The organism is Burkholderia sp. Bp9004, from assembly GCF_003858025.1.
Classification (GTDB): domain Bacteria; phylum Pseudomonadota; class Gammaproteobacteria; order Burkholderiales; family Burkholderiaceae; genus Burkholderia; species Burkholderia diffusa.
In genome coordinates this window covers 316,427-327,418 of the sequence record NZ_QTQD01000001.1, presented here as the reverse complement: position 1 = coordinate 327,418, position 10,992 = coordinate 316,427, and the positions used below count along the sequence as shown (strand labels likewise).

The 10,992-nt window shown below is 66.6% G+C and carries 13 protein-coding genes; 4 read left to right on the top strand and 9 right to left on the bottom strand.

What is annotated here, in order from left to right:
• Positions 1-191: 191 nt before the first annotated feature.
• From lhpH to DIE08_RS01390, 3 genes are all read right to left on the bottom strand, one after another.
• Positions 192-1,199: a trans-3-hydroxy-L-proline dehydratase gene (gene lhpH / locus DIE08_RS01400; protein ID WP_124900780.1), complete on the bottom strand. Its 1,008-nt coding sequence runs from the start codon at positions 1,197-1,199 to the stop codon at positions 192-194.
• Between the two features lie 56 nt (positions 1,200-1,255).
• A complete protein-coding gene (locus DIE08_RS01395) occupies positions 1,256-2,377 on the bottom strand; it encodes a branched-chain amino acid ABC transporter substrate-binding protein (RefSeq protein WP_059450263.1) in 1,122 nt (373 codons plus the stop codon).
• A gap of 121 nt (positions 2,378-2,498) precedes the next feature.
• Positions 2,499-3,236, bottom strand: coding sequence for a FadR/GntR family transcriptional regulator (locus DIE08_RS01390; RefSeq protein ID WP_059599427.1), 738 nt, complete (start codon positions 3,234-3,236; stop codon positions 2,499-2,501).
• Between the two features lie 266 nt (positions 3,237-3,502).
• On the opposite strand from DIE08_RS01390, the gene lhpI reads away from it, so the two are divergent.
• From lhpI to DIE08_RS01375, 3 genes are all read left to right on the top strand, one after another.
• The gene (lhpI, locus tag DIE08_RS01385; protein WP_059599470.1) at positions 3,503-4,438 is read left to right on the top strand and encodes a bifunctional Delta(1)-pyrroline-2-carboxylate/Delta(1)-piperideine-2-carboxylate reductase; all 936 of its coding nucleotides are present in this window, start codon (positions 3,503-3,505) and stop codon (positions 4,436-4,438) included.
• 184 nt (positions 4,439-4,622) lie between these two features.
• Complete coding sequence (locus DIE08_RS01380) at positions 4,623-5,030, top strand: response regulator transcription factor (RefSeq protein WP_124900779.1); 408 nt, start codon at positions 4,623-4,625, stop codon at positions 5,028-5,030.
• A gap of 17 nt (positions 5,031-5,047) precedes the next feature.
• A complete protein-coding gene (locus DIE08_RS01375) occupies positions 5,048-5,827 on the top strand; it encodes a helix-turn-helix domain-containing protein (RefSeq protein ID WP_124623937.1) in 780 nt (259 codons plus the stop codon).
• A gap of 18 nt (positions 5,828-5,845) precedes the next feature.
• Here the strand turns inward: DIE08_RS01375 and DIE08_RS01370 are convergent, their stop codons facing one another.
• From DIE08_RS01370 to DIE08_RS01345, 6 genes are all read right to left on the bottom strand, one after another.
• On the bottom strand, positions 5,846-6,199 hold the full coding sequence (locus DIE08_RS01370) for a metal ABC transporter ATPase (protein ID WP_124623934.1): 354 nt from the start codon (positions 6,197-6,199) through the stop codon (positions 5,846-5,848).
• Positions 6,200-6,369: 170 nt separating this feature from the next.
• Complete coding sequence (locus tag DIE08_RS01365) at positions 6,370-6,609, bottom strand: hypothetical protein (RefSeq protein ID WP_059599423.1); 240 nt, start codon at positions 6,607-6,609, stop codon at positions 6,370-6,372.
• 16 nt (positions 6,610-6,625) lie between these two features.
• A complete protein-coding gene (locus DIE08_RS01360; protein WP_124623930.1) occupies positions 6,626-6,916 on the bottom strand; it encodes a DUF1488 domain-containing protein in 291 nt (96 codons plus the stop codon).
• Positions 6,917-7,032: 116 nt separating this feature from the next.
• On the bottom strand, positions 7,033-7,431 hold the full coding sequence (locus tag DIE08_RS01355) for a DUF488 domain-containing protein (RefSeq protein WP_059599421.1): 399 nt from the start codon (positions 7,429-7,431) through the stop codon (positions 7,033-7,035).
• 130 nt (positions 7,432-7,561) lie between these two features.
• Entirely contained in the window at positions 7,562-8,764 is a 1,203-nt protein-coding gene (locus DIE08_RS01350; RefSeq protein ID WP_124900778.1) for an amino acid aminotransferase, read from the bottom strand.
• Positions 8,765-8,807: 43 nt separating this feature from the next.
• Positions 8,808-10,193: an amino acid permease gene (locus tag DIE08_RS01345; RefSeq protein ID WP_124900777.1), complete on the bottom strand. Its 1,386-nt coding sequence runs from the start codon at positions 10,191-10,193 to the stop codon at positions 8,808-8,810.
• Positions 10,194-10,512: 319 nt separating this feature from the next.
• Here DIE08_RS01345 and DIE08_RS01340 point away from each other — a divergent pair, with 319 nt between their 5' ends.
• Positions 10,513-10,986, top strand: coding sequence for an Lrp/AsnC family transcriptional regulator (locus DIE08_RS01340; protein WP_006479071.1), 474 nt, complete (start codon positions 10,513-10,515; stop codon positions 10,984-10,986).
• Positions 10,987-10,992: the final 6 nt, after the last annotated feature.

Here is a 10,992-nt window from a genome sequence, read left to right as displayed (position 1 = left end):
GGCGATTCACGCGGGTGGGGGATCTGCTGGAAAGGCTGCATCGTACCAAAACTCGCGCGGCCCACCGGCCCGCGGCAGTCCCGGGCCCGTGCGAACGGCGCCGGATCGCGCATCTTTACAACAAAAAAGGCGCGCGCCCCGTAAAGGAACCGCGCGCCAAGCCTGGTACAACCGGGTGCCGTACGCGACGCTCAGCGCACGAGAAAACCGTAGGTCAACGGATCGCGCTCGTCGACGATCCAGTTCGCGAACCCGCAGATGTGCGCGCTGCCCTCCACTTCCGGGATCACGGCCGAAATATCGCCGACCGTCGTTTCGCGCAGCACGCGCCCCTTGAACACCGTGCCGACGATCGACTCGTTGACGAGCGTGTCGCCGGCCGCCAGCAGGCCGCGCTGGTACAACTGCGCGACGCGCCCGCCGGTGCCGGAGCCGGTCGGCGAGCGGTCGACCTCGCGATCCGCGAACACGCAGCAGTTCGCCTGTGTCGAGTCCGGATGGCGCGGCGCGTTCGCGATGATCGTGCCGTAGATATGGTTGATGTCGGGGATCTCCGGATGCACGACCGGATATTTCGCGTTCGCGGCGGCCTTCACTTCGGCGCCGAAGCGGATCAGTTTTTCCACCGCCGCTTCGCGCACCGGCAGGTCGAACGGCGCGCCGTCGACGTAGAAATAGAATGCGCCGCCGTACGCGATGTCGCCGGTCACGGTGCCGAACGACGGCGTGTCGACCGACACGTCGCGCTGCCAGATGAACGACGGCACGTTGACGAAGCGCACCGGCCCCGCGTGTTCGCCGTCCCATTTCACAAACGCCTCGATGAAACCGCACGGCGCGTCGATGCCGACGCGCGTCTCCGGCACCATGCGCTGCACCCAGCCGAGCTCGACCGCGGCGGTCGACAGCGCGATGATGCCGTGTCCGCAATGGTCGCTGTAGCCTTCGTTGTGCACGAATATCACGCCGAAATCTGCGTTCGCCGACACCGGCTCGGTGAGGTAGCCGCCGTACATGTCGGCGTGGCCGCGCGGCTCGAACATCAGCGCCGTGCGGATCTCGTCGGCGTTCTCCTTGAGCCACGCGCGGCGCTTGACGATCGTGTCGCCGGGCAGGCGCGGCAGCCCGCTCGTGACGATGCGGAACGCTTCGCCGCCGGTATGGACCTCGACGGTGGAAATGGATCGGGAAATTTTCATGGAGGATCGAAGGCGTGAAAACGAAGGACGGCGCCGCGGCGCCGTCCGGTGACGGATTACTTGGCGTACGGCTCGGGCAGGCCGTTGCGGATCACGTAGACGGTGGTCGGCGCGCCCTTCAGGTCGCCGCGTTCGTCGAACGAATAGGTGCCCGCGACGCCCGCGTAGTTCGACTTCGCCAGCTGCGCGATCAACTTCGCCTTGTCCGTGGTCGTGCCGGCCTTGACCATCGCGTCGGCGAGCAGCTTCATGCCGTCGTAGTAGTTGACGCCGTAGACCTGCGTGTCCGTGTGATAGGTATCGTGGTACTTCTTCAGGAATTCGCGGCCGGCCGGCGTCTTCTCGAGCGCGACGCCGCCCTGCGCACAGTAGACGATCGACGCGGCCTCGCCCGCGACCTTGCCCATGTCGGCCGAGCAGATGCCGTCGCCGCCGAGCAGCTTCGCGCGCAACCCGCGCTGCTTCATTTGCTTCGCCATCGGCGCGCCTTGCGCCGCATAACCGCCGAGGAAGATCACGTCGGGATTGCTGGCCTTGATCTTGGTGAGAATGCCGAGGAAATCGGTCGCCGACGAGTTCGTGTACTCCTGGTCGACGATCTTGATCCCGTTCGCCTTCGCGACGTTCATGAACTGTTCCGCAACGCCCTGCCCGTACGCGGTGCGATCGTCGATGACGGCGGCGGTTTTCGCGTTCAGCGTCTTCGCGGCGAAAGTCGCCATCGTGCCGCCGAGCTGTTCGTCGCTCGCGCCGATCCGGAAGATGTTCTTGAAGCCCTGCCGCGTGAGCGCCGGGTTCGACGCGACCGGCAGGATCGGTACGCCCGCGTTGCTGTATACGCGCGACGCCGGAATGGCGACACCCGAGTTGTACGGCCCGAGCACCGCGACGACGCCCTTGTCGACCAGGTTCTGCGCGACCTGCACGCCCGCCTTTGGGTCGGCCTGGTCGTCCTCGGACACCAGCTTGAACGTGACCGTCTTGCCGGCCACTTTCACGCCGGCCTTGTTGAGCTCCTCGACGGCGAGGCGTGCGCCGTTTTCATTGTCCTTGCCGTTCGCGGCCTGCGGGCCGGTCAGCGGTGCCGAATGACCGATCATCACGACTTCCTGCGCGTGCGCGGAAGTCAGCGCGCCGGCGGCAACGGCCACCGAGAGCGCGGTAACGAAGTGTCGCATGGTGTCTCCTGATTGGTTTTGTGTGAAACCAATGTAGGATACGTGTGGTCATGACGCAAGCAGTTTCAAAATGATTTTTGTGCTTTTGGTTATTTTTAAGACCAGACCGACGGGATGCAGGTCATTTCGGCGTGATGTCTCGCCGCACACGAAGAATGTGCTGTTCGACGTAGAAGGCGGCCGCATCGGCGTCGCCCGACACGATCGCCTCGTAGATCAGCCGGTGCTCGGACACGTAGAGCCGGATCCGGCCCGCGTCGTAGATGCCATCGTCCTTCAGCCGCTTCCACAGGGGCTGGTCCATCGTCTTCGCGACTTCCTCCGCGATCTTCACGATCAGCGCGTCGCCGGTCATCAACGCGAGCTGCCGATGGAACAGCCGGTCGCTCTCGTTCCACAGCGCCCGCTGCTGCGGATCGTCGATGTCGGCGATGGTTTCCATCTGCGCGAGATAGCCTTCGGCGACGGGATCGGCGCGCCCGTGCGCGGCGGCGAGGCGCGCGATCGCCGGCTCGAGGATGAGCCGCACGTCGAGCGTCGACGTCGGACTGAAGTCGGCGTCGGGCACGCTGCGCGTGTCGCCGCGCTGCGCGAGCACGTCGAGCGGCGCCGGCACGACGTAGGTGCCCGAATTGCGCTTCGTGAACACCAGCCCTTCGTTCTGCAGCGCGCCGAGCGCCTCGCGCACGGCCGGTCGGCCGACCTGGAACAGCGCCGCGAGTTCGCGCTCCGACGGCAGCCTCGAATCGGCCGCATAGCGCCCCGCGCGGATCTCGTCGCGGATTTTCTCGGCGACCTGTTCGTAGATCTGCAACGGTCGGAAACCGGCTTCGAGCGATTCGGGACGTGCGGACATCATCTGGGGCTCCTGCCCGGGCGGGTGGTGGACGGGGAAACGGGTTCGCACTATACCGGAGCGATACCGGCGCCGGCGTGCGCGACGCCCATCTGGACGGATATTAGAACCAAAATTGACGGTCCGCTTGTTTTTCCGGCTTGCGTGCCGACGATCAACTGGTATAGATTTGATCCAGAATGACTGCCATCTCGATATTCGGCAGCCTCCGTGGCGAGCGCGGCATGCGCCCGTCGTCCACGCCCACCGACACGAAACCGATCGATACGATGACCGCTCTCCCCCGGATTCCCGCGTTCGACGCCGCCGAAACGGCCGCGCTGCTCGACTACCCCGCGCTGCTCGCCACGCTCGCACACACCGTCGCCGAATACGCGGCGGGCGAGATCGTCAGCCCCGAACGCCTGGTCGTGCCGCTGCAGGCGGGCGGCGTGATGCTGTCGATGCCGTCGAGCGCACGCGACCTCGCGAGCCACAAGCTCGTGAACGTGTGCCCTGGCAACGGCGCGCGCGGACTGCCGACGATCCTCGGCCAGGTGAGCGCGTACGACGCGACGACGGGCGCGCTGCGCTTCGTGCTCGATGGCCCGACTGTTACCGGGCGCCGCACGGCAGCCATTACCGCGCTCGGCATTCAGGCGCTGCACGGCGCCGCGCCCCGCGACATCCTGCTGATCGGCACCGGCAAGCAGGCGGCCAATCACGCGGAAGCGCTCGCGGCAATCTTTCCGGACGCGCGCCTGCACGTGCGTGGCTCGCGCGCCGACAGCGCAGCCGCGTTCTGCGCCACGCACCGCGCGCAGGCGCCGCAACTGGTGCCGCTCGACGGCGACGCGATTCCCGATGCGATCGACGTCGTCGTCACGCTGACGACGAGCCGCACGCCCGTCTATCGCGAAGCGGCGCGCGAAGGCCGCCTCGTGGTCGGCGTCGGCGCGTTCACCGCGGATGCCGCCGAGATCGACGCCGACACCGTGCGCCACAGCCGCCTCGTCGTCGACGACCCGGCCGGCGCGCGCCACGAGGCCGGCGACCTGATCGTCGCGCAGGTCGACTGGCGGCAGGTCGCATCGCTCGCCGACGTGCTGCGCGGCGCCTTCGAGCGCAGCGGGCCGCTGCTGTTCAAAACGGTCGGCTGCGCCGCGTGGGATCTGGCCGCGTGCCGCACGGCTCGCGACGCGCTGGACGCGCGCGCGGCTGGCTGATTCCACGGCGGCGGACCTCGGTCCGCCATCATCTTCGCGGGCCCCACCCGGCGTCGCCGGGCACGCGGCCTCGCCTCTTTCTCCTGCGCGTTGTAGGAAACACCCTACAACGCGTCGCAGCGGCCTACACAAACTTCCAGTTCGGCCGATTTCATTTTCGGCGGCGCAACAGGATACTGCCGGCATGAATGCCAGCCTGTCACCCGCCGACGCACTCCGGGTGTTTCTCGTCGATCACGCCATTGCCGTCCGGCAAAGGATCGCGCTGCTCGTCGGCGCGATCTGCGGCGTCGTGGTCGTCGGCGAAGCGGAAGACGGCGAGGACGCACTGATGCACATCCGCGGCAGCCACGCGGACGTCGTGATCGTCGACCTGCGACTCGCGGACGGCAGCGGTCTCGAGCTGATCGGGATGCTGTCGAAGGCCGCGCCGCGGATCGTCACGATCGTGCTGACGAACCATTCGGCGCCGGCATTCAGGGAGGCATGTGCGACGGCGGGAGCGGACTACTTCTTCGACAAGACCGCCGAATTCGACGCCGCATGCCACGTCATCGAATCCCTGGTGCGCGCTCGTGCGCACCGCCCCTGACCGAGCCGGAGTGACTCATGTCAACAGCCACCGCCTGCGCCGCCGCCCCATCCGTCGCGCCTCGGCCAACGATTCCGCTTCCCGCGGTCTCACGTAACGACGGCGCGAAACACCCCGCCGCGCGCTGCTCGGCTTGCCTGATGCGCTCGCTGTGCCTGCCGCCGCACCTGACCGCCGCCGAATACGGCCGACTGGACGCGATCATCTGTTCGACGCGCCAGGTTCGCCAAGGCGACGCGCTGTTCCGAACCGACGATCCATTTCACAGCATCTACGCCGTGCGCGCGGGCTCGTTCAAGACGGTGATGATGCATCGCGACGGCCGCGAGCACGTGACCGGCTTCCAGATCGCGGGCGAAACGCTCGGCATGGACGGCATCGGCGGCGGCCAGCACTGCTGCGACGCGATCGCGCTCGAGGACAGCGTCGTATGCGTCATCCCGTTCGGCGCGCTCGAGGCGGCGTGCCGCGAAATGAAGCCGATGCAGCATTTCCTCTACCAGATGCTGAGCAGCGAGATCGTCCGCGAGTCGAGCCAGATGCTGCTGCTCGGCACGATGTCGGCCGAGCAGCGCGTCGCGCATTTCCTGCTGAACCTGTCGTCGCGCTTCGAGGCGCGCGGCTATTCGGCATCGGAATTCAACCTGCGGATGACGCGCGAGGAGATCGGCTGCTATCTCGGCATGAAGCTCGAGACCGTCAGCCGGATGTTCTCGCGGTTTCATCGGGATTCACTCGTCGAGACGCGCGGCAAGCGCGTGCGGATCATCGACGCGCACGCGCTCGCGCAGGTGTGACGCACGGCGCGTCGCGCGTCATTGCGCGGTGGCGCCCGGCGTGAGCGCATGCAGCACGACCGCCCCGGATTCGCCCGCCTGCGATACGGACAGGGTCTGCTCGGCCAGCGCGAACACGCGGCCAAGCACCTCGATCACGTCGTCGCCAGTGCCGCTCGGCAGCGATACCGGCGAGCGGCCGCGCATGGCCAGCTCGAGCCGCACGTCGTAGGTCCGGCCGCCGTCCACGCGCGGGCGCAATTCGATCACCAGACGGCAATCCTCCAGCCGTGCGCGGAATCGTTCCAGCCGCACCAGTTGCACCGCTGCTTCTGCTTCCAGCGCAGCGGAACCTGCGAATCCGACGCAGACGATCTGCATGCCCACGCCCATGGCGCTTCTCCTGACGCGGTCGCCGCTCGTCGACGGCGTTGCCTGTTCCTGTGTCTCCGTGCCTCGGTGTCCCACGCGCGGCACGATCCTGCTTCACGCAGCGCGATGACGGCCGCGGCGATTACTGCCCTGGCAGCCTTGCATTCGCGCGTCCATCGGCACGATACGGTTCAAACGTTGAATGTCTGCGACGCCTTCATTTCGATCCATGTCATCCCGGCCCGCAACCCTTCGATCGCCGCCTCGTACTCGGTCGGGTACGCATGACTGTGCTCGAACGTGTGGTGAAAGCGCGCTGGCCCGGTGCCATGCTCGACCGACACACGACATCGGAACTCGCCGGATTCACACCGCCGCGTCTCGATCTCGACCGACCAGTCGCGCTCATGAATCGTGCCTTGCAGTGTCATGCATCCTCCTGCGGTATCAATCACCCATCCGAAAGTGACCGCTGTGCAGCAACACCGGCCGGCCGCCGATTTCGTCGAGCATCCGTCGCGCCATCGCCTCGATCGCCGAACGGTGCGCTTCGAACGCATGCAGCAAATCCCGCTCGAGCAGCGACGGCGCACCGAAATGGTCTTCCAGCGCCTCGGCCGTGATCGCGCACTGCACGCAGCGGCCGTCGACGAGCGCCGAGAACGCGACGACCAGATCGCGTGCGCAATATTCGGGCGGTTCTGGTGGAAAGGCTATCTGCATCTGTGCGCCTGTCATCGTCGGGACGATTCATGACGTGAGCATAACGGCCCACGCCGCCGCACGCTTGACCCACGTCAACCGGTTCGCTGCACCTCACGCGGCGGCGCAACGTCGCGCCGCCCGACGGCGGTTCAGCCCGCATCCGCATCGATCGCCGCACCGCGCTCCGCCAGCAACTCGCGCAGCACGCTGCGATGGCAGCGGCGCTCGTCCTCGCAGTAGCAGCCGATCGAAAACGCGCTCGTCGCCGACAACGCGGCGAGCAGGTCCAGCACCTTCGGCGCGTCGCCATGCGCCATTTCCGCTCGGAAGTGGCGCGTGAACGCGCGCCATTCGGCGTCGGTTTCGGCAGCCTGCGCCTGCGCGACCAGCTCGGGGCTCGGCGACAGCGTCGGCAGCCATACATCATAGTAGTCGCGCGATGCGAATTCCGCCTTGGGAACGCCGCGCGGCGGTCGCCGCACCGTGCCGATCCGCAGGCCCTCGCCGGCCGTGCGCGGCGTGCCGAGCCGTACGATTCGAATAGCCATGCCACTCCTTCATCATGCGTTCGATGCGCCATCGTACCGCCGCGCCGCCGCCGCGCAAGAAAAAACCGGCTGCCTCCACGTGGGAGACAGCCGGTTTCGGCGATGCGATCGTGCGCCCGCGGGCGCGCCGTCAGACGCCGCTCTTCAGCACCTTGCCGATCGCGTCCGCGACGATGCCGACGTTCGAATCGTTCAGCCCCGCGACGCACATGCGCCCGGAACGCAGGATGTACACGCCGTGCACTTCGCGCAGCGCGTCGACCTGCGATTCGGTCAGGCCCGTGTACGTGAACATCCCGCGCTGTTTCACGTAGCGCGTCAGCGCTTCGCCGCTGACGTGGTCGCGCAGGCCGTCGTGGATCGACTGGCGCATCCGCGCGATGCGGCGGCACATCGCGGCGAGCTCTTCTTCCCACTGCTTGCGCAACGCGGGCGTGTTCAGCACAGTCGCCACGACCTTCGCGCCGTAGGTTTGCGGGTTGCTGTAGTTCGAGCGCACCGCGCCGGCCAGTTGGCCCAGCACGCGCTCGGCCGCGGCCGCATCCTCGCAGACGACACTCAGGCCGCCGACGCGCTCGCCGTACAACGAGAAATTCTTCGAGAACGAGTTCGCGACGAGCGCCGGCACGCCGCGGCGGGCCAGTTCGCGCACCGCGAACGCGTCCGCGTCGAGGCCCGCGCCGAAGCCCTGGTACGCCATGTCGACGAACGGCAGCAGCCCGCGCGCCTCGATCACGTCGATCAGCTTCTCCCACTGGCCTTCGTCGAGATCGACACCGGTCGGGTTATGGCAGCACGCGTGCAGCAGCACGATGCTGCGCGCCGGCAGCGCGTCGATCGCCGCGAGCATCGCGTCGAACTTCAGGCCGCCCGTCGCTTCGTCGTAGTACGGGTACGTGTTCACCGTGAAGCCCGCACGCTCGAAGATGAAGCGGTGATTTTCCCAGCTCGGGTCGCTGAGCCACACCTGCGCGTCCGGGAAGTAGCGCTTCAGGAAATCGGCGCCCACCTTCAGCGCGCCCGAACCGCCGAGCGTCTGCACGGTCGCGATGCGGCCGGCCGCGCGCGCCGGATGATCGGCGCCGAACACGAGCGCCTGCACGGCGTCGCGATAGGCGGCCAGGCCGACCATCGGCAGATAGGGCTTCGGGCCGAGGTCGCGCTGCAGCACGGTTTCGGCTTCGCGCACGGCACCCATCACGGGAATCCGGCCTTCGGCATCGAAATAGATGCCGATGCTCAGGTTGACCTTCTGATCGCGCGGATCTTTCTGGAAGTTCTCGTTGAGCGTCAGGATCGGATCGCCCGGGTACGCGTCGATGTGTTCGAACATGGCTATGTCGGTCTCGTTTGGAAGAGTGGTCGTGGTGCCCGTGTCAGCCTGCGGACGCGCCGTCGCTGATCGCGTAGCCCGCATTCTTCTGACGGAAGCGATACCCGATCGCGAGCACCGCGAGCCATACGGGGATCAGGTACACCGACAGGCGGAGATCCGGCGTCAGGTACATCACGACGAGAATGCCGGCCATGAACGCCAGGCACAGGTAATTCGTGAAAGGATAGCCCAGACTGCGGAAGGAAGTCTGCTCTCCGGCGATGCGCTTGGCCTGGCGGAACTTCAGGTGGATCAGCGTGATCATCGCCCAGTTGATGATCAGCGCCGACACGACGAGGCCCATCAGCACCTCGAACGCCTTGCCCGGCATGAAGTAGTTGACCACCACGCACGCGCCGGTCGCGAGCGCCGACGCGCCCAGCGCAGCGAGCGGAATGCCGCGCTTGTTCACCGAGCACAGCACCTTGGGCGCGTTGCCTTGCTTCGCGAGGCCGAACAGCATCCGGCTATTGCTGTACACGCCGCTGTTGTAGACCGACAGCGCGGCCGTCAGCACGACCACGTTCAGCACGTTGGCGACCACGTTGCTGCTCAGCGCGTGGAAGATCAGCACGAACGGGCTGCCGCCGGTGACGACCTTTTCCCACGGATACAGCGACAGCAGCACCGCCAGTGCGCCGATGTAGAAAATCAGGATCCGGTAGATCACCTGGTTGGTCGCGCGCGGAATGCTGTGCTTCGGATCGTCGGCCTCGGCCGCGGTGATGCCGATCAGCTCCAGCCCGCCGAACGAGAACATGATCGCGGCCATCGACATCACGAGCCCCGACACGCCGTTCGGGAAGAAGCCGCCGTGCTGCCACAGGTTCGCGATGCTCGCTTCCGGCCCCGCATGACCGCTCGCGAGCAGCCAGCCGCCGAAGCCGATCATCCCGACGATCGCGGCGACCTTGATGATCGAGAACCAGAATTCGGTCTCGCCGTACGATTTCACGCTCGCCAGGTTGAGAAGGTTGATCGCGACGAAGAACACCAGCGCCGACACCCAGGTCGGCACGCCGGGCCACCAATACTGCACGTAGATCCCGACGGCCGACAGCTCGGCCATGCTGACGAGGATGTACAGCACCCAGTAGTTCCAGCCGGACAGGAAGCCGGTGAAGTGGCCGACGTACTTGTCGGCGAAGTAGCTGAACGAGCCGGCGACCGGCTCGTCGACGACCATCTCGCCGAGCTGGCGCATGATGAAGAACGCGACGATGCCGGCCACCGCATAGCCGAGCAGCACGGACGGGCCGGCCATCTTGATCGTCTGCGCGATGCCGAGGAACAGCCCCGTGCCGAGCGCGCCGCCGAGCGCGATCAGCTGGATGTGCCGGTTCTTCAGCCCCCGCTTCAGGCCGTCCTTCTCGTTTCCAGAAACCATGTCTTCTCCATTCTGCCCGCCGCCGCCGGAAGCGGTGCGGCGCGCCTCGGTGTGCCGGGCGCTGTTTTGCTGTGCCGGCGGCCGTTCGTGGAGCCGCCGGGTTGGGGACTGCAATCTTCGCGCGGCAACACCCGTTTCCTGTCGGCAGGCCCGCCAGACCGGCCGCCGACCGTCGCCCTCGCCTGCATTGCTGCGGGCGCACACGAAAATCCGGCGTCAGTTTAGCGTCGCGGCAGCGAAATCGGGTTGCGTAACCCGCTCATGCAAACCCTACATTATGAGATAAGATTGCATCCGGGAGACAGATGAGGAAACAAAAATGCCTGAACCGGTTCTCGATCGCATCGATCGCCACTTGCTGTCGGTGCTGCAGGAGAACGGCCGCGCGTCGAACCTCGACCTCGCGAAGGCCGTCGGCCTGTCGCCCGCGCAGACGCTGCGACGCCACCGGCGGCTGGAGGAAATCGGCGCGATCCGCCGTTACGAGACCCGCCTGTGCCCCGACACGCTCGGGTTCGGCGTCACCGCGTTCGTGCACGTGACGATGGAACGCGGGCATATCCGCGACCTGTCGAAGTTCCAGAAGCTCGTGTCGGATCTCGCGCAGATCCAGGAATGTTTCTCGGTGACGGGCGATATCGACTACGTGCTGAAGGTCGTCGCGCACGACCTGAAGGGGCTGTCCACGTTCCTGCTCGAAACCCTGATGCGAATCCCCGGCGTGAGCGGCGTGCATTCCAGCGTGTGCCTCGACGAGATCAAGTGCACGAGTGCGATGCCGGTGGAAAGCTGACACGGC